Raw genomic sequence first — 17860 nt, 5'->3', positions numbered from 1 at the left:
ATAAATAACCTTAATTAAATTTAATAACAATAAAAAATATCTGAAAAATTTGCTTTATAAAGAAAATATGTTTTAAATTTGCTGCTTTAATTAGATATAAGTCAATGAAGATAGAAATTTCCTCAGAAAAACATTTGCATTACGCGGAGGAAATCAAGCAGGAGATGGCGGACTCGGCCTTAAAAAGAGGAACAGGTATTGCGCAAAGAACAGTAGAGTTTTTGCGTTATAAAATGTTGGAAGGCAATGCGGTTGTAGCAACTGATGACGATGGTTGTTGGGCCGGATTTTGTTATTTGTCATCATGGAGCGATGGTGAATATGTGGCAAATTCTGGGATGATTGTTTCTCCTAATTTCAGGAATAGAGGTCTGGCAAAAATGATGAAAGATAAAATTTTTGAATTGTCTCGAACCAAATATCCTGATGCTAAAATATTTAGTTTGACAACTGGCCTTGCGATTATGAAAATCAATTCGGATTTGGGGTATAAGCCAGTAACTTATTCCGAAATTACAAAAGATGAAACATTTTGGGAAGGTTGTAAAAGTTGTGTAAATTATAAGGTTTTGCAAAGTAAAAACAGAGAAAATTGTCTGTGTACGGCAATGTTGTACACGTCAAAACAAGAGGCATTTCCATTTAATACAATAACAGAAAAAAATACAAAAAATGAAGAAAAGTGTAGTATTGGCGTTTAGTGGCGGATTAGACACTTCATATTGTGCAAAATATTTAAGCGAAACTTTGGGTTACGAAGTTCACGCCGTTACTGTTAATACTGGAGGTTTTTCAGAAGCTGATGAAGCTGAATTAAAATCTCGCGCCGAAAAACTAGGTGTTACAACTTATGCATTTATTAACGCGGAAAAGGAATATTACGAAGATTGTGTGAAATATTTAATCTTCGGGAATGTCCTTAAAAATAATACATATCCATTGTCGGTAAGTGCAGAACGTACTGTACAAGCGCAAAATATTGCAAAATATGCTAAGGAAATTGGTGCTTCGGCAATAGCACACGGAAGTACGGGAGCAGGAAATGATCAAGTTCGTTTTGACTTGATTTTCCAAGTGATGTGTCCAGAAATGGAGATTATTACTCCAATTCGTGATATGTCCTTGTCAAGAGAAGAAGAAATCGAATTTTTAAAACTCCATGGTTTTAATATCGATTTTGAAAAAGCACAATATTCCATAAACAAAGGACTTTGGGGAACTTCCGTTGGTGGGAAAGAAACTTTGACATCACGTCATAATCTTCCAGAGTCAGCTTATCCATCGCAAGTTGTGAAAACGGAAACTTCGGAATTGGAAATCGAATTTAAAAATGGTGAAATTGTAGCTGTCAACGGTGACAATTTTGCACATCCAGTTTTTGCAATTCAAAAGATCGAAGCTTTGGCAAGTCCTTATGGGATTGGCCGCGATATCCATGTTGGGGATACGATTGTTGGGATAAAAGGTCGTGTCGGTTTCGAAGCGGCTGCGGCTTTAATTTCGATAAAAGCACACCATTTATTAGAAAAACATACTTTGTCAAAATACCAGCAAACCATCAAATCTCAATTGGCAGACTGGTATGGAAACTGGCTTCACGAGGCGCTTTTCCTGGATCCGGTTATGAGAAATATAGAAACTTTCTTTAATGATTCCCAAAAGACAGTTAATGGAAAAGTATTTATAACGCTTTATCCTTATCGATTTGTTTTAAACGGAATCGAGTCCGAAAATGATTTGATGTCCGATAAATTCGGTAGTTATGGCGAAGCTAATCGCACATGGACAGGAGATGATGTTAAAGGCTTTACTAAAGTATTGAGCAATTCGTTAACGATTTATCATCAAATTAATAAAAGCTAATGAAATCTGTCGGAATTATCGGAGCAAACGGTTATACAGGAAGCGAGTTGGTGCGTCTGTTGGTTTTTCATCCAGAAGTGGAACTGAAATGCCTTTTCAGTCGCTCAAATTCTGGAACTAAAATTTCTGAGATTTATCCTGATTTATCGGGTATTTGTGACATGGAATTGACCAATGTTTTCCAAAATGTTGACATTTTGTTTTTGTGTCTTCCGCATAAAGAAAGTCAAAATTGGTTATTGCAAAACGAAGTTAACAAAGAAAGCTTAATCATCGATTTGGGTAACGATTTCCGTTTAGAAAGTCAATTTGGAAAACGAAATTTCATCTATGGACTTCCAGAGCTTAATAAAGAAAACATAAAATCTGCGAAAAGCATTGCTAATCCAGGTTGTTTTGCGACAGCAATTCAGTTGGCATTATTGCCGTTAGCTTCGGCTAATTTGTTGCAAGATGTTTACACAACGGGGATTACGGGTTCTACAGGTGCAGGTCAAAAACTGCAATCCACGACGCATTTTACTTGGCGCAACGATAATATTTCAGCTTACAAAACTTTGACGCATCAACATGTTGAAGAGATTTTAATGAATGTTAACGCGGTTAATTCAGGAAAGGTACAACTCAATTTCGTGCCTTGGCGTGGCGATTTTGCAAGAGGAATTTTCACAAGTTCTACAATTAAATGTGATAAGACTTTAGAAGAACTGAAGCTGTTGTTTAAAAACTTTTATAAAGATTCTCCTTTTGTACATATTTCTGAAAAGCCAATCGATATGAAACAAGTGGTTAACACCAACAAGTGCCTTATCGAGATCGAAAAACAAGGCGATTTTATCGTGGTGCATTCTGTGATTGATAATCTTCTGAAAGGAGCTTCTGGACAAGCAGTACAGAATATGAACATCGCTATGAACTGGGAAGAAACTTTAGGTTTAAAATTAAAACCAATTGCATTTTAGTTTTATTGAAACTAAAATAAAAATTTTTTTAAAAAATGAATTTATTTGACGTATATCCTTTATTCGATATTAATCCTGTAAAAGCCAAAGGCTCGTTTTTGTGGGATGATAAGGGACAACAATATTTAGACTTTTATGGAGGTCATGCAGTGATGTCCATAGGTCACAATCATCCGTATTATCAAGATAAACTGAAAGATCAATTAGAGAAAATTTCATTTTATTCAAATTCGGTGCAGAACGATTTACAAGTAGAATTAGCACAAAAATTGGGTGAGCTTTCGGGTTACGAAGATTACAGTTTGTTCCTTTGTAATTCGGGTGCGGAAGCTAACGAAAACGCTCTTAAACTTGCCTCTTTTCATAATGGGAAGAAGAATGTAATTTATTTTTCGGGCTCTTTTCATGGACGTACGTCTGCAGCAGTTTCTGTAACGGATAATCCCAAAATTGTTGCGCCAGTCAACTTTTCTGACCGTTTTATAAAATGTGATTGGAACAATGTTGACGCTTTAGAAACTATATTCAAGACCAAAGAAATTAGTGCCGTTATTGTAGAAGGAATTCAAGGTGTGGGCGGTATTAATTTGCCAGAGGAACACTTCATTCAGAAAATTAGAAGTTTGTGCGATAGCCATGATGCCGTGATGATTCTGGATGAAGTGCAATCTGGTTATGGACGTGCGGGACATTTCTTTGCCCATCAGGAGTTCGATGTGAAGCCTGATATTATCACCACAGCAAAAGGGATGGGAAATGGTTTCCCAATTGCTGGGGTTTTAATTAGTCCAAAATTCAAAGCGATCCATGGGCTTTTAGGAACAACTTTTGGCGGTAATCATTTGGCTTGCGCGGCAGGAATCGCGGTGTTGGATGTTATTAAAAATGAAAATCTTATTGATAACGCTGAAAAAATTGGGCAATATATCGAGGAGAAAATCAAAAATTTCAAACATATAAAATCCATTAGACGACGTGGACTGATGATGGGGATTGAGTTAGATCAAGCTTGCGCGGGAGTTCGTTCAGATTTGTTGAAAAAACATTTTGTCTTTACAGGTAATGCCAACGACAAAAATGTTTTGAGGATCCTGCCAGCACTTAACATCACAGAAAAAGAAGCCGACATTTTTATTGAGGCTTTAGAAGATACTCTTCAAAATTTAAATTAAAAAAATAACAAGCTTCATGATGAGTGTAAAATGTTAAATGAAGTTTGAGAAGCTTGTTTGTTTAAAAATTAGCCACAACTAAAATGAAAAAATTCACAACTGTAGAAGATGTAGATAATCTTCAATCTATGATAAAAAAAGCATTAGAGATTAAAGCCAATCCTCTTGCGGAACCAACAAAAGGATTAGGAAAAACCATAGGTTTGGTATTTCTTAATTCAAGTCTTAGAACGAGACTGAGCAGTCAAATTGCAGCGCAAAACTTAGGATTAAATGTTTTGATTTTAAACGCTGCACAAGAAGCTTGGAACCTCGAATTTGCAGACGGTGCGGTGATGGATGGCGGAACGGTAGAACACATCAAAGACGCTATCGAAGTTCTTAACCAATATTGCGACATCATTGCAGTACGTTGTTTTGCAGGGATGAAATCCAAAGAAGATGACACCAACGAAAGCATCCTGAGCCAGTTCGAAAAACATGCAAAAGTACCAGTTGTTTCCCTAGAGTCGGCGACGCGTCACCCATTGCAAAGTTTTGCAGATTGTATCACGATTACTGAAAATTGGAAACAAGATAAAAAACCAAAAGTCGTTTTAACTTGGGCGCCTCATGTAAAACCAATTGCGCATGCCGTAGGGAACTCTTTTGCAGAATGGATGCAGAATATGGATGTCGATTTGGTGATTGCCAATCCAGAAGGCTATGACTTAGATCCAAAATTTGTTAAAGACACGCCAGTTATTCATAACCAAGATGAAGCTTTGAAAGATGCTGATTTTATCTATGTTAAAAACTGGTCGTCTTTCGAGGATTATGCGACAATGCCAGAAGTAGAAGGCGATTGGATGTTGTCTTTAGAAAAACTAAAGTTGACGAACGATGCCAAAGTGATGCATTGTTTACCCGTACGTCGCAATGTGGAATTGAGTGATGAAGTGATGGACAGCGAACATTCTATTATTTATCAACAAACAAAAAATAGAATTTTCTCAGCACAAACCGTATTTAGCAAAATATTAAATGACTTAAAATAATCATTAAACGACTTAAACCCTAAGTCCTTAATTTTAAAACACAAACAAAGAAACTCTGATTTAGCAATTCTAAAATTTTTAGTCTCTGCTAAACAAAACACAACATGGAAAAACTGTATATCATAAAAATTGGCGGCGCTTTGATCGATGACGAAGTCGCTTTGGAACAATTTCTAAATACTTTTTCTGAAATTCCCGAAAAACGAATTTTGGTACATGGTGGTGGAAAATTAACCAGCACGTTGGCGGAAAAACTACATATTCCCCAACAGATGGTCGATGGTAGGAGAGTGACAAATGCGCAGACTTTGGATATTGCAACAATGGTCTATGCCGGGAAAATTAACAAGAGTATCGTTGCAAAACTCCAAAATTTGGATTGCGATGCGATGGGATTTTCTGGTGCAGATGCCAACTTGATTCATGCAGAGAAACGCCCCGTAGATGATGTGGATTTTGGATTTGTTGGCGATGTTAACCGCAAAAGTGTCAATGCAAAACTGCTACGTAAGTTTCTAAAACTCGAGTTAATTCCTGTTTTTTCAGCGATTACACACGATCATCACGGCGATTTGCTCAACACAAATGCCGATGCAATAGCCTCGGTTTTGGCGCAGGCATTATCCAAAAAATTCGATGTCGAATTGTTGTATTGTTTTGATAAAGACGGCGTTTTAGAAAATGTTAAAGACAGTTCTACGTTGATAAAATCACTTTCGGAGGCTGATGTTTTAAAACTTAAAAAAGAGAAGAAAATCCATAAAGGCATTCTCCCCAAAATTGAAAATGCGTTACGCGCCAAAAATAAAGGCGTTAATAAAGTTTTCTTAATTAATGAAACTAAACTACAAGAACAAATAACACATGGAAACTACGGAACTGAAATCTGTTAATAATATAAATGAATTGCTGGATAATGCCACCAAGCTTCTCAAAAGAATGATTGCTACGCCTTCTCTTAGCCGAGAAGAATATGACGTGTCATTGATCATAGAAGCTTTCTTCAAAGAAAAAGGCATTGTAACCAAGCGTTTCAAAAATAATATTTGGGCAACCAACAAATATTTTGATGCTTCGAAACCCTCTATTTTGCTTAACACGCACCACGACACGGTGAAGCCTAACAAAGCTTATACGATGGATCCTTTTATCCCAGTAGAAAAAGATGGAAAAATTTTTGGTTTGGGGAGCAACGATGCTGGCGCGTCTTTGGTAGCGATGGCTCAAGTTTTTCTACATTTTTATGAAGCCGAAAATTTGTCGCATAATTTGATTATTGCCTTGACTGCCGAAGAAGAAATCTCTGGTTTGGACGGTATCGAAGCTTTGTTTCCGCAACTCCCAAATGTAGAGTTGGCTATTGTTGGCGAACCAACGCAGATGAATTTGGCAATCGCTGAAAAAGGACTTTTGGTTATCGATGGCGAAATGACGGGCACAGCTTCTCACGCGGCGCATCCTAATAATGACAATGCAATTGTTAAGTGTATGGCAGATTTGCAACATATTCTTAATTATAAATTCGAGAAAACGTCAGAGTATCTTGGCGACGTCAAAGTCACACTTTCTGTGATTAATGCCGGCACACAGCACAATGTTGTTCCCGAGAAATGCAATTTCACACTGGATGTTCGCGTAACAGATTCTTACAGCAACAAGGAGGTTTTTGATATCATCCAAAAAGAAATGAAGTCAACTTTGACACCGCGATCATTTAGACTTAATTCTTCAAAAATCGATGTTAACCATCCTTTTGTACAGGCAGGATTGGCGATTGGGAGGACAACTTACGGATCACCGACATCGTCGGATCAAGCGATTATTCCATGCACTTCGGTGAAGATTGGTCCCGGCGATAGCCTTAGATCACACACAGCGGACGAATATATTTACATTAACGAAATCAAAGAAGGTATAGACATCTATATCAATATTTTAGAACAAGTTTTATAATTTAATTTGGGCAGCTTTTCCGTCCTCCGTTCCCGCTATTTTTTTTGCCATGCTTTTATCCATTTCAAAAAAAATGAGCTCCACTCAGGCCGGGCTGCAACTACTAACTGTTTTTAGAATACACTTTGATACCGATGTCATTATTAAGACATCAAAAATAGAATTAAAACAATGAAAAAAATTTGGCAGAAAGATCAATCCAAAACAGACGATTTAGTTAACAAATTTACTGTTGGTAAGGATTTGGATTTTGATGACCGTTTGGCAAAATATGATGTGATAGGCTCTATGGCGCATTGCAAAATGTTAGCAGAAGTAGGACTTATTTCCCAAGAAGAATCTTTGTCGATGTTATCGGTTCTGGAAAATATTCTTAAAGATATCGAATCCGGAATTTTCCAAATTGATGTTACCGCAGAAGATATTCATTCTCAAATCGAATCTATTTTGATTGAGAAATTAGGCGATACAGGAAAGAAAATTCATACCGCAAGATCCAGAAACGATCAGGTTTTGTTGGATATCAAACTTTATCTTCAACAGGAAGTTCGCGAGATTGCTGCTTTGGTAGATGTATTGTTTAAAGAACTTATCCGTCTGGCAGACCAACACAAAAATGTATTGTTGCCGGGTTATACCCACTTTCAAATCGCGATGCCTTCATCCTTTGGATTGTGGTTTGGCGCTTATGCAGAATCGCTTTTGGATGATGTAGAATTGTTGTTGTCTGTGAAGAATATCATCAACAAAAATCCACTAGGTTCTGCCGCAGGTTATGGATCGTCGTTCCCGATTGATAGAGCGAGTACCACATTAAAATTAGGTTTCACATCGATGAATCACAATGCAGCCTATGCACAAATGACACGCGGAAAATCCGAAAAATTGTTGGCTTCTGCTTTATCTGTCATTGCTGGGACTTTAGGTAAATTTAGTTATGATGTTTGTCTTTATTTAAGTCAAAATTTTGATTTTATAAGTTTCCCAAAAGAGTTTACAACTGGTAGTAGCATTATGCCACACAAAAAAAATCCAGATATTTTCGAGTTGGTAAGAGCGCGTTGCAACCGCATACAATCGCTTCCCAATGAGTTGATTTTGTTGACCAATAATCTGCCATCAGGTTATCACCGCGATATGCAATTGACGAAAGAAATTCTCTTTCCAGCCATCGACTCGCTTAAAGAATGTCTAGAGATTCTCAATTATACACTTCCAAATATCCAAGTGCGCGATGGTATTTTGGAGAACGAAAAATACAAATATCTTTTCAGTGTTGAGAAGATTAATGAAGAGGTGAAAACGGGTGCATCCTTCCGTGATGCTTATATCAAAATAGGCAACGACATAGAAAACGGGACTTTCGATTATAATATTAAAGATCTTCAGCACAGCCACCAAGGCAGCATCGGAAATCTTTGTTTAGACGAAATTGCACATCAGTTTCACAAAATATCTACCAAACTGCAAGCTTAGTCGAGCTTGAATTTGGTGCTCTTTTTTACCTCATGTAAAACGATAGAACTATGATATTGTCCTATATGTGGTGAGTTAGAGATGACATTAACAGCGAAGTCGTTGTATGAGTTAATGTCCTTTGCGATAATTTTTAACATATAGTCATATTCTCCAGAAAGACTCGTGATTTCTTGTACTTCATCGAATTTTCCCATATGTTTTTCAAAAGCTTCCAAAGATTTTTTGGATTGTTCTTTCAGACGGATATTACAATAGACAATAATGTTGAGATCGAGCTTTTCACGATTTAGAAGTGCAACGTATTTTTCAATAACTTTTTGTTTTTCAAGCTGTTTGATGCGTTCGTAAGTTGGTGTAAAAGTAAGACCTATCTTCTCAGAAATTTCTTTTACAGATAATGTAGAATCTTCTTGAAGTATACTGAGAATCATTCTGTCTTTGGCGTCCATAATTATTGATTTTGAACAAAACTATTAAAAAAGCTAAAGGAAAACAAAAAACTTATAAAATAAGTTAAATTTCATGAAAAACATTTTTGAGAATTGCTGAAATATTATATCTTTGCAGTTAATGAAAAAAGCATTATTGATATCATTAGATTTACCGGGCGTAAGCGCTCTTAACGATATTTTTTAACGAAGCGAGGATTGTTGTCCTCGCTTTTTTTGTGCTAAAAACTTAAAATGCAGATGTTTAATATTACCCAACTTACTCAAGAAAAGATTAGCAAGATTGTCCATGAAGCCTTGATAATCGCCAATGGAAAAAGCTTCAAAGCCAAAGAAGATATTTTTGTGTCCAATTTGTTTTTTGAAGATAGTACAAGAACAAAAACCAGTTTCGATATTGCTGAACGAAAATTGGGACTGAAGGTTGTTCCGTTTGATGCGTCACACAGTTCTGTCAACAAAGGCGAAAGTCTTTATGATACTGTGAAAACACTTGAAAGCCTCGGTGTTGATTTGGTCGTCATTCGTCACAACAAAGATCGTTTCTATGATGTATTGCAAACGATTAACATTCCGATTATTAATGCAGGCGATGGTAGAGGAAATCATCCTTCGCAATGTATGCTAGATTTGGTAACAATTTACCAAGAGTTTGGAAAATTTGATGATTTGAAAATAGGCATCGTTGGCGATGTTAAACACAGCCGCGTAGCTAATTCTAATGCTGAAGCATTGAGAAAATTGGGCGCAAAAGTTTATTTCTCTGGTCCTGAAAATTGGTTTGATGAAGGTGCTTTGATTAATGGAACTTATCTTCAACTGGATGAATTGATAAAGGAAGTTGATGTTTTAATGTTGCTAAGAATTCAGCATGAAAGACATGATGCAAAAATGAGTTTTTCTGCAGAAGAATACCATAAAAAATACGGCTTAACCAAAGAGCGCGAAAAAAATATGAAACCCACTGCCATCATTATGCATCCTGCTCCTATCAACAGAGGGGTGGAGATAGATACCGATTTGGTGGAATGTGAGCGTTCTCGTATTTTTAAACAAATGGAAAACAGTGTTTACGCTAGAATGGCCATCCTAAAAAATGCATTGGAACAAAAAGGATTTGAATTTGAATAAAAGATACAAGAAACAAAATTCAAGAAGCAAGATTTCAATAGAAAATATTGCTTCTTGAATCTCGATTCTTGACTCTAATAATAAAGAAAATGAAAAAGAAATTAATATTAGAAACAGGAGAAGTTTTTCACGGAAAAGGTTTCGGAGCCAATCTGGACACGGAAGGGGAAGTGGTTTTCAACACAGGAATGACGGGCTATCAGGAACTGATCTCCGATCCTTCCTATTGCGGACAAATCGTGTGTATGACTTATCCTTTGATTGGGAATTACGGAATTAATCGTGATGACTACGAAAGTATTGAACCAGCCATTAAAGGTCTTATCGTAAAAGAAGTGTGTGATTTGCCTTCTAATTTCAGGACACAAATGGATTTGGACGAGTTCTTTAAACATAAAAAGCTAAGCGGTATTTCTGGAATTGATACCAGAAAACTAACAAGAATTCTTCGTAATCAAGGTGTTGTTAAAGGTAAAATTGTTAATGCCGACGCTGATGAAACAACTGTTATTAATGATTTAAAAGGAAAAGATTTTCCGGTTGATCATGTAAAGACTGTTTCCACAAAAACGCCTTATGCAGCTCCAGGAAGAGGTTTTAAAGTAGTTTTAATGGATTTTGGTTCCAAATTGGGAATTATTCGTGAGCTTTCTCAAAGAGATTGCGACATCATCGTGGTTTCTCAAGATACGCCAGCAGAGGAAATTCTAATGATGAATCCCGATGGAATTATGCTTTCCAACGGCCCTGGAGATCCACAAGATGTTCCACATATCCATGAAACGATTCGTCAGTTAATCGGGAAAGTTCCCATTTTCGGGATTTGTTTAGGTCATCAGTTAATCGCTTTGGCTTGTGGTGCAAAAACATTCAAATTAAAATTCGGACACCGAGGTGGAAATCACCCCGTTTTGGATTTAACCAAAAATAAAGTAGCGATAACTTCTCAAAATCACGGCTACGCTGTAGATCAAGAGAGTTTGAAAAATACAGATTTAGTGGAAACGCACATCGCTTTGAACGACAGAACCAATGAAGGCGTAAAACACAAAATTCACCCCGTATTCTCGGTACAATATCACCCAGAAGCAAGTCCAGGTCCAGAAGACGCCAACTATTTGTTTGATGAGTTTATTGATCTAATGTACCAATTTAAGAATGTAACAATGTAACAATTTGCGTAATGATTAATTTTGAGAACAATCCATTAATTCAAAAAACAGTTCAATTTTCTTTAGATATTATTGAATATTGCGAACTTCTTGAATCGTCCAAAAAATTTGTCATTGCAAAACAATTATTACGTTCTGGAACAACCATTGGTGCAAATTCTTTTGAGGCACAAAACCCCTATAGCAAAAAGGATTTTATCAATAAAATGAAAATTGCAGCAAAAGAGCTTGAAGAAACCAAATATTGGTTATATCTGTGTAAGCATTCTAAAACCTATCCTTTTAATGAGGAATTGGAAACACAGATTATAGAAATAGGAAAAATTATTTATAAAATTTTAAGCACAAGTTTATCAAAAGAAAACGGTGAATAATAACATTGTTACACAGTTACAGTGTTAGATTAGTACATTGTTACACTGGTATTTAGATTGTTACACTGTTAGATTGATAAATTGTTACATTAATAAAAGAACATGGCAAAACGTACAGATATAAAAACAATTTTAGTAATCGGTTCGGGACCTATCATCATTGGTCAGGCGGCAGAATTCGATTATTCGGGAACACAAGCTTGTCTTTCATTGAAGGAAGAAGGCTATAAAGTAATTTTGATCAATTCCAATCCGGCAACGATTATGACGGATGTGGAAATTGCCGATAAAGTATATATCGAGCCGATTTCTTTGGAATTTGTATCAAGAATTATCAGAAAAGAGCGTCCAGACGCTTTGTTACCAACTTTGGGTGGACAAACAGGTCTTAACATGGCAGTAGCTTTAGAAAATTCTGGAATTTTGGAGGAATGCAAAGTTGAAGTTTTGGGAACGAAGCTTTCTGCTATCAACCAAGCGGAAGACAGAGATTTGTTCCGTGAATTGATGCGCGAATTAAACGAACCCGTTCCAGATTCCGATATCGTTCACACCGTGGAAGAATCAATTGCTTTCGCCAATAAAATTGGTTATCCGGTGATTGTTCGTCCAGCGTTTACGATGGGTGGAACAGGAGGTGGAATTGCTTCCAATGAAACCGAACTTCGTGAAATTTCTGAATTGGGACTTAAATATTCTCCAGTAACACAGTGTTTGATTGAAAAATCCATCGCAGGTTACAAAGAAATCGAGTACGAAGTAATGCGTGATTCCAACGACAATGCGATTGTGGTTTGTAATATGGAAAACATCGATCCAGTGGGAGTTCACACGGGAGATTCCATTGTTGTGGCGCCTTCGCAAACACTTTCGGATAGAGAATATCAGTTGTTGAGAAATGCTTCCCTAAAAATCATCAGAGCTTTAGGAATTGAAGGTGGTTGCAACGTTCAGTTGGCTTTAGATCCGCATTCATTCAATTATTATATCATCGAGGTGAATCCGAGAGTTTCTCGTTCATCGGCTTTAGCATCAAAAGCAACAGGTTATCCAATTGCTAAGATTGCTGCAAAAATCGCTGTAGGATTAACTTTAGATGAAATTATGAACCCTGTTACGGGTAAAACTTACGCTTGTTTTGAGCCAGCTTTGGATTATGTGGTAACAAAATTCCCAAGATTCCCATTCGATAAGTTTGAAACGGCGGACAGAAGACTTTCAACACAGATGAAAGCAACGGGAGAAGTAATGGCGATCGGTAGAAATTTTGAGGAATCTTTACAAAAAGCCATCCGTTCTTTAGAAACTGGAATTCGTCATTTAGGGTTGAAGAAAAAACAAGCAGATGCGCTTACAGACGAAGAAATTGAAAGAAGAATAAAGGTTTGCGATGACGAAAGATTGTTCATCATTGGTGATGCTTTAAGAAGAGGTTACGATTGGGAGCAAATTGTAGAATGGAGTAAAATTGATAAATTCTTCATTTGGAAAATCAAAAAACTGATTGATTTTGAAACCACAATTAAAGAAAATAAATTTAACAAAGACATCTTAATTGAAGCTAAAAAACTTGGTTTCTCAGATGTCAACATCGGATATCTTTGGGGAATTACGAATAAAGAAGTTTTCGCTTTCAGAAAAGAAAATGGTGTGATGCCAGTTTATAAAATGGTGGACACTTGCGCTGCAGAATTTGAGTCGGAAACGCCTTATTTCTACGGAACTTACGAAGAAGAGAACGAAAGCATCGTTACTGATAAAGAAAAAATAATCGTTTTAGGTTCTGGACCAATTAGAATTGGACAAGGTGTGGAATTCGATTATGCGACGGTTCACTCGGTTTGGGCGATTCAAGAAATGGGTTACGAGGCGATCATCATCAACTCCAATCCAGAAACGGTTTCTACGGATTTCTCGATTTCGGATAAATTATACTTCGAGCCTTTAACAGAGGAAGATGTCATGAACATCATCGAACTCGAAAAGCCAAAAGGTGTTGTGGTGCAGTTTGGTGGACAAACAGCGATTAATTTAGCTGATAAATTGGCTGCTCATGGTGTAAAAATATTAGGAACTTCCCTTGAAGACCTTGATAGAGCTGAAAACAGAGATAAATTTGAAAAAGCACTTCAAGATTTAGGAATTCCTCAACCGCTTGGAAAAACATCCACATCAAAAGAAGAAGCGATTGTTATTGCTAATGAAATTGGTTATCCAGTTTTGGTTCGTCCGAGTTACGTTTTGGGAGGTCGTGCCATGGAAATCGTTTACAACGAAATAGAATTGGCGCATTATATGGAAAATGCGGTGGAAGCAAGTCCAGATCAACCTGTTTTGATCGACCGTTATTTAACAGGAAAAGAAGTGGAAGTTGATGCCATTTGTGATGGTGAAACGGTGATTATTCCAGGAATTATGGAGCATATCGAAAGAGCGGGAGTTCACTCTGGAGACTCTATCGCGGTGTATCCTCCACAGAATTTAACGCAAACGCAAATTGATACCTTAGTTGATTATACGCAAAGATTAGCAAAAGGATTGAACATTATTGGTTTAATGAACATTCAGTATGTAATTTCTGAAGGAAATGTGTATGTTATCGAAGTGAATCCACGTTCATCGAGAACGGTTCCTTTCTTGTCTAAAATCACTGATGTTCCAATGGCAAAACTGGCTACCAAAGCGGTTTTAGGAGCAAAATTGACGGATTTAGGTTACAAAAATGGTTTAGTCCCGAATAAAGAAGGTGTTTATGTGAAAGTTCCTGTTTTCTCTTTCAGTAAATTGTCTAAAGTGGATATTTCTTTAGGCCCTGAAATGAAGTCCACAGGTGAAGTAATGGGGAAAGATACAACGCTGGAAAAAGCTTTGTACAAAGGTTTGGTGGGAGCAGGAAGAAAAGTTCCAACCTTCGGATCTATCCTATTCACGGTTGCGGATAATGATAAGCAAGAAGCGGTGGAATTGGCAAGACGTTTCAACCAAGTTGGTTTCAGGATTTGGGCAACGGAAGGAACGGCAAAATTCTTCGCAGAACACGGCGTTCCGGCAAAAATTGGTTACAAAATTGGTGAAGAAAACGTTAACCTAATTGATTTGATTCAAAAAGGTAAAGTTCAATATGTTGTAAATACCATGACTAAAGGGAAACAAGCCGAAAGAGACGGTTTCCAAATCCGTAGAATGTCTGTAGAAAATGGTGTTCCTTGTTTAACATCTATGGATACTGTAGAAGCGATTTTAAAAGTAATTGAAAGCATGACTTTCCAAATGGAGAAAATGTAATACAAACCACCCTGTCAAAAATTTGGAAAAATTTTTGCCACCCCTCCAAAGGAGGGGAAATATTAAAAAACTCGTAAATTTTACGAGTTTTTTATGTTATAGTTGCTAAAGAAAATTTAATCTTTAGTAAAAATAAATTCTTTCCCGCCTTGTTTCAACATCATTTTCTTTTCTGAAGGCGCGAATTCTATAACAATTCCTGCTTTTTCAAATTTAAAAATATCTTTGTCAGAAGCTTCTAATGGGAACGCACTTTGTCCTGTTGCTTGAGCAGTTAATATATTTCCTTGTGATGTAATGCTCAGCTTTATAGGTAGTTCCGATGAAGAATAATTTCCGACGTATTGTGCAAGTTCTTCAGGCTTTACAACGTAAGTTTTAAAATTCGGAATCTCATAATCCTTTTCAAAAACGGCACTTAAAACCGCAAGGGCAACATTATTATTGTTATAATTTGTGGCATTAGAAGTTAAAGCAAAAGAGACATTGTCTTTATCAAAATGTGTAAAACTGCTACTAAAACCATCTATTCCGCCATTGTGTCCATAAGCTTTGATCTCATAAAAAGGGAATTGAAAAAGTCCAGATCCTAAACCGTCTTTAATAGTTTTCATAAATTCCAAATCCGTCTTGGAAACCAATTTTCCACCAAACAAAGCGTTGCTAAATTGCACTAAATCTGTTGGTGTAGAAACAATTCCACCCGCGCCCAATGGAATTGAAATATCTGTTTCGGGTTCTAAAAACCATTGGTTGTTTTCGGATTTATAAGAATTTGCTTCGTTATTTTTTGTATTTATTTTGCTGCCTAAATAGGTGTTTTTAAGTTGTAATGGTGTTGTGATGTATTTCTTCAAAAGTACGGCGTAACTTTTGTTAAAAGCTTTTTCGAGAATATAGGTCAATAGAACGTAATTAGAATTGCTGTACGAAGTTTTAGAATCAGGCTCAAAATCGCTGCCTCCTTCTGTGATAATTTCCAACATGTCTTTTTCTGATTTTTTTTGGGTGTTCCAGTTTGTGTAGTTGCTATCATCTGTAAAGTTGTGGATTCCGCTTCGGTGATTCAGTAGGTTTTCAATTGTAATTTTACCAGCATTTTTGATGTTTGGAAAATACTTATCTAGCTTATCTGTTAGTTTTAATTTATTTTGTTCTACCGCTTTTAGAACTAAAACGGCTGTAAAAGTTTTAGAAATAGAACCGATTCTGTATTTGGTATTTTCGTTGGCTTTAAGTTTACTAGAAACATCTGCAAAACCTATACTTTTGGTGTACAATAGTTTACCATTTTTGGAGACGGCCACGCTTCCCATAAATTTTTCGTTGGCTTCTAAATTATTAAAATATTGATTCAGTTTTTCTGAATTAAAACTTTGTGAAAATGCAGTTGTAGAAACTACAATTGATACAAAGGTGATGAGTGTTTTATTTATCATTTTAGTCGGATGTTTATTGTTTTTTTTAATCTTAATAAAAGAGTGATGATAACGAACGAAATAATTGTCAACCCAATCATTAATGGGATAAACCAATTGCCAACTTGTTCGTATTGGGTATAATCTATTGTTGAAGAATTTATCTTTCCTAATACAAAAATGTCATTTGGTCGATAAAAGCATCCAACATTTTGGGGATCGATGATTTTTGCGAAAATCAGGAATATAAAACCAAATAATAATAAGTATAGTATGAAGAATAAAACATACGAAAAACCATTGCCTAGATTAAGAATCAAGGCTTTGAAAATACCTATTGGATTAAATGATTTTGTGGATTCTTCAAGTTTTTTTTCGGCAACTAGATCTTTCAAAAAAAACTCTGGCTGACCTATTTTTTCTAAAATCGTTAAGAGTTTTTCTACCTCATTATGTGATGTTTCATTATTCTGTAAACTTTCAAAAATAGGACTGTTGATTTCCATTAAAATTTCTTGCTGATTTTTTGCGTTCAGTATTTTGTAGCATTCTGAATTCTTGAAATATAGTCTTTGTAAATTCTCGCAGCATTGTTATCAGCGAATTTAATTTCATTAAATTTCATGTTAAATTTTTTCAATAGTATTGTTAAGTTGAGCCCAGTAAGACTTCATTTCTAGGATAGTATTTTTCCCAAGTTCTGTAATCGTATAGTATTTTCTAGGTATTCCGGATTCTTGTTCTATCCAGCTTGCTGTGACTAGATTTTCTGTTTTTAATCTATTTAGTAAAGGATAGAGCGTTCCTTCGGCAATATCGATTTCAGTTTGTTTTTTAATTTCGTGAATCAGGTCGTAGCCATAGTGCTGTGTATCATCTCTCAAAATCGAAAGTACTAGAAATGACAAGGTTCCTTTTTTAAGCTGCGAAATCCATTTGTTAATAAATTCTTCATTCATATCAACAAATATAAAACAAATTACATTGTTATGCTATGTATTGTGTGTTAAGTTTTAATTTTTTCTATTACAAAGCTTTTAATACTCATTATATCTAAAATTGTTTTGTAATTTTATCAAAAATAATTTATTATGACAATCAAGAATTTATTTATAATAGGCGTTTTTACAAGTGCATTGTTATCTTGTACCAGTATGAATAACAAATCTTCTGAAATAGGAACTATTGTTAGAGATTGTACAGGAACCTATGTGAGAATTGCCGAGAAAGGTGATTTTTTAGTTTGTAATGACCATCTTTTAAAATCAAAAAACGAGGGAGATAAAGTTAGTTTCACTTATGAAATAACAAACGATTGTCCTGAAAAAGACGGTCTTATAACTTGTATGATGTACCACGAAAACAAAGGAATGATTAAGATTAACACCTTAAAATAATAACTCAGTTAGGCGGATTATTTTCAGGATAGATAACATTATATTTAAAATTATGAGTATTTCTGTGTTCTTTAGTAATTAAAATTTAATTTTAGAAGAAATATCAAAACTTATCGACTTTGCTTTTATTTAGCAAAGCAAAGACTATACGGCCTAAAAAATCCTTAA

The 17860-nt window shown here is 35.8% G+C and carries 17 protein-coding genes; 13 read left to right on the top strand and 4 right to left on the bottom strand.

What is annotated here, in order from left to right:
* The first annotated feature begins 104 nt into the window (after positions 1 to 104).
* From ACVFVN_RS00230 to argH, 8 genes are all read left to right on the top strand, one after another.
* Positions 105 to 701 carry a GNAT family N-acetyltransferase gene (locus ACVFVN_RS00230; protein ID WP_456233683.1) on the top strand — a complete coding sequence of 199 codons (597 nt, stop codon included), beginning with the start codon at positions 105 to 107 and terminating at the stop codon, positions 699 to 701.
* A complete protein-coding gene (locus tag ACVFVN_RS00225; RefSeq protein ID WP_456233682.1) occupies positions 673 to 1863 on the top strand; it encodes an argininosuccinate synthase in 1191 nt (396 codons plus the stop codon). The genes ACVFVN_RS00230 and ACVFVN_RS00225 overlap by 29 nt, the downstream gene beginning before the upstream one ends.
* The gene (gene argC, locus ACVFVN_RS00220) at positions 1863 to 2825 is read left to right on the top strand and encodes an N-acetyl-gamma-glutamyl-phosphate reductase (RefSeq protein WP_456233681.1); all 963 of its coding nucleotides are present in this window, start codon (positions 1863 to 1865) and stop codon (positions 2823 to 2825) included. The genes ACVFVN_RS00225 and argC overlap by 1 nt, the downstream gene beginning before the upstream one ends.
* Before the next feature lie 35 nt (positions 2826 to 2860).
* Entirely contained in the window at positions 2861 to 3997 is a 1137-nt protein-coding gene (locus tag ACVFVN_RS00215; RefSeq protein WP_456233680.1) for an aspartate aminotransferase family protein, read from the top strand.
* Positions 3998 to 4080: 83 nt separating this feature from the next.
* Positions 4081 to 5034, top strand: a complete 954-nt coding sequence (locus ACVFVN_RS00210) for an acetylornithine carbamoyltransferase (RefSeq protein ID WP_456233679.1) — start codon at positions 4081 to 4083, stop codon at positions 5032 to 5034.
* A 104-nt stretch (positions 5035 to 5138) separates the two neighbouring features.
* Complete coding sequence (gene argB / locus ACVFVN_RS00205; protein ID WP_165132403.1) at positions 5139 to 5927, top strand: acetylglutamate kinase; 789 nt, start codon at positions 5139 to 5141, stop codon at positions 5925 to 5927.
* Positions 5899 to 6987 carry a M20 family metallo-hydrolase gene (locus ACVFVN_RS00200; RefSeq protein WP_456233678.1) on the top strand — a complete coding sequence of 363 codons (1089 nt, stop codon included), beginning with the start codon at positions 5899 to 5901 and terminating at the stop codon, positions 6985 to 6987. The genes argB and ACVFVN_RS00200 overlap by 29 nt, the downstream gene beginning before the upstream one ends.
* Positions 6988 to 7158: 171 nt before the next feature.
* The gene (gene argH, locus ACVFVN_RS00195) at positions 7159 to 8463 is read left to right on the top strand and encodes an argininosuccinate lyase (protein WP_456233677.1); all 1305 of its coding nucleotides are present in this window, start codon (positions 7159 to 7161) and stop codon (positions 8461 to 8463) included.
* Here the strand turns inward: argH and ACVFVN_RS00190 are convergent.
* Positions 8460 to 8915, bottom strand: coding sequence for an Lrp/AsnC family transcriptional regulator (locus ACVFVN_RS00190; RefSeq protein WP_165132394.1), 456 nt, complete (start codon positions 8913 to 8915; stop codon positions 8460 to 8462). The two genes, argH and ACVFVN_RS00190, sit on opposite strands and share 4 nt — an antisense overlap.
* Before the next feature lie 240 nt (positions 8916 to 9155).
* Between ACVFVN_RS00190 and ACVFVN_RS00185 the strand changes: the two genes are divergently transcribed.
* The 4 genes from ACVFVN_RS00185 to carB all read left to right on the top strand — a co-directional run bounded on the left by ACVFVN_RS00185 (position 9156) and on the right by carB (position 14877).
* Entirely contained in the window at positions 9156 to 10046 is an 891-nt protein-coding gene (locus ACVFVN_RS00185; protein WP_456233676.1) for an aspartate carbamoyltransferase catalytic subunit, read from the top strand.
* 89 nt (positions 10047 to 10135) lie between these two features.
* Entirely contained in the window at positions 10136 to 11218 is a 1083-nt protein-coding gene (locus tag ACVFVN_RS00180) for a carbamoyl phosphate synthase small subunit (RefSeq protein ID WP_165132388.1), read from the top strand.
* Between the two features lie 11 nt (positions 11219 to 11229).
* Complete coding sequence (locus tag ACVFVN_RS00175; protein ID WP_456233675.1) at positions 11230 to 11592, top strand: four helix bundle protein; 363 nt, start codon at positions 11230 to 11232, stop codon at positions 11590 to 11592.
* Positions 11593 to 11694: 102 nt separating this feature from the next.
* Complete coding sequence (gene carB, locus ACVFVN_RS00170) at positions 11695 to 14877, top strand: carbamoyl-phosphate synthase large subunit (RefSeq protein WP_456233674.1); 3183 nt, start codon at positions 11695 to 11697, stop codon at positions 14875 to 14877.
* Positions 14878 to 14993: 116 nt separating this feature from the next.
* Here the strand turns inward: carB and ACVFVN_RS00165 are convergent, their stop codons facing one another.
* From ACVFVN_RS00165 to ACVFVN_RS00155, 3 genes are all read right to left on the bottom strand, one after another.
* The gene (locus ACVFVN_RS00165) at positions 14994 to 16316 is read right to left on the bottom strand and encodes a serine hydrolase domain-containing protein (protein WP_456233673.1); all 1323 of its coding nucleotides are present in this window, start codon (positions 16314 to 16316) and stop codon (positions 14994 to 14996) included.
* On the bottom strand, positions 16313 to 16801 hold the full coding sequence (locus ACVFVN_RS00160; RefSeq protein ID WP_456233672.1) for a hypothetical protein: 489 nt from the start codon (positions 16799 to 16801) through the stop codon (positions 16313 to 16315). Before ACVFVN_RS00160 ends, ACVFVN_RS00165 begins: the two co-directional genes overlap by 4 nt.
* Positions 16802 to 16921: 120 nt before the next feature.
* On the bottom strand, positions 16922 to 17254 hold the full coding sequence (locus ACVFVN_RS00155) for a PadR family transcriptional regulator (RefSeq protein ID WP_456233671.1): 333 nt from the start codon (positions 17252 to 17254) through the stop codon (positions 16922 to 16924).
* 132 nt (positions 17255 to 17386) lie between these two features.
* Between ACVFVN_RS00155 and ACVFVN_RS00150 the strand changes: the two genes are divergently transcribed.
* Positions 17387 to 17692, top strand: a complete 306-nt coding sequence (locus ACVFVN_RS00150) for a hypothetical protein (RefSeq protein ID WP_456233670.1) — start codon at positions 17387 to 17389, stop codon at positions 17690 to 17692.
* Positions 17693 to 17860: the final 168 nt, after the last annotated feature.

It is taken from the genome of Soonwooa purpurea, from assembly GCF_053891095.1.
The sequence above is the reverse complement of the archived record's forward strand: the minus strand, read 5'-3'. Positions and strand labels throughout refer to the sequence as shown.

What these genes read in the sequence shown, in the direction of transcription:
- ACVFVN_RS00230 (WP_456233683.1), top strand. Translation starts at nt 105, where the DNA reads ATGAAGATAGAAATTTCCTCAGAAAAACATTTGCATTACGCGGAGGAA.
- ACVFVN_RS00225 (WP_456233682.1), top strand. Translation starts at nt 673, where the DNA reads ATGAAGAAAAGTGTAGTATTGGCGTTTAGTGGCGGATTAGACACTTCA.
- argC (WP_456233681.1), top strand. Translation starts at nt 1,863, where the DNA reads ATGAAATCTGTCGGAATTATCGGAGCAAACGGTTATACAGGAAGCGAG.
- ACVFVN_RS00215 (WP_456233680.1), top strand. Translation starts at nt 2,861, where the DNA reads ATGAATTTATTTGACGTATATCCTTTATTCGATATTAATCCTGTAAAA.
- ACVFVN_RS00210 (WP_456233679.1), top strand. Translation starts at nt 4,081, where the DNA reads ATGAAAAAATTCACAACTGTAGAAGATGTAGATAATCTTCAATCTATG.
- argB (WP_165132403.1), top strand. Translation starts at nt 5,139, where the DNA reads ATGGAAAAACTGTATATCATAAAAATTGGCGGCGCTTTGATCGATGAC.
- ACVFVN_RS00200 (WP_456233678.1), top strand. Translation starts at nt 5,899, where the DNA reads ATGGAAACTACGGAACTGAAATCTGTTAATAATATAAATGAATTGCTG.
- argH (WP_456233677.1), top strand. Translation starts at nt 7,159, where the DNA reads ATGAAAAAAATTTGGCAGAAAGATCAATCCAAAACAGACGATTTAGTT.
- ACVFVN_RS00190 (WP_165132394.1), bottom strand. Translation starts at nt 8,915, where the DNA reads ATGGACGCCAAAGACAGAATGATTCTCAGTATACTTCAAGAAGATTCT.
- ACVFVN_RS00185 (WP_456233676.1), top strand. Translation starts at nt 9,156, where the DNA reads ATGTTTAATATTACCCAACTTACTCAAGAAAAGATTAGCAAGATTGTC.
- ACVFVN_RS00180 (WP_165132388.1), top strand. Translation starts at nt 10,136, where the DNA reads ATGAAAAAGAAATTAATATTAGAAACAGGAGAAGTTTTTCACGGAAAA.
- ACVFVN_RS00175 (WP_456233675.1), top strand. Translation starts at nt 11,230, where the DNA reads ATGATTAATTTTGAGAACAATCCATTAATTCAAAAAACAGTTCAATTT.
- carB (WP_456233674.1), top strand. Translation starts at nt 11,695, where the DNA reads ATGGCAAAACGTACAGATATAAAAACAATTTTAGTAATCGGTTCGGGA.
- ACVFVN_RS00165 (WP_456233673.1), bottom strand. Translation starts at nt 16,316, where the DNA reads ATGATAAATAAAACACTCATCACCTTTGTATCAATTGTAGTTTCTACA.
- ACVFVN_RS00160 (WP_456233672.1), bottom strand. Translation starts at nt 16,801, where the DNA reads ATGGAAATCAACAGTCCTATTTTTGAAAGTTTACAGAATAATGAAACA.
- ACVFVN_RS00155 (WP_456233671.1), bottom strand. Translation starts at nt 17,254, where the DNA reads ATGAATGAAGAATTTATTAACAAATGGATTTCGCAGCTTAAAAAAGGA.
- ACVFVN_RS00150 (WP_456233670.1), top strand. Translation starts at nt 17,387, where the DNA reads ATGACAATCAAGAATTTATTTATAATAGGCGTTTTTACAAGTGCATTG.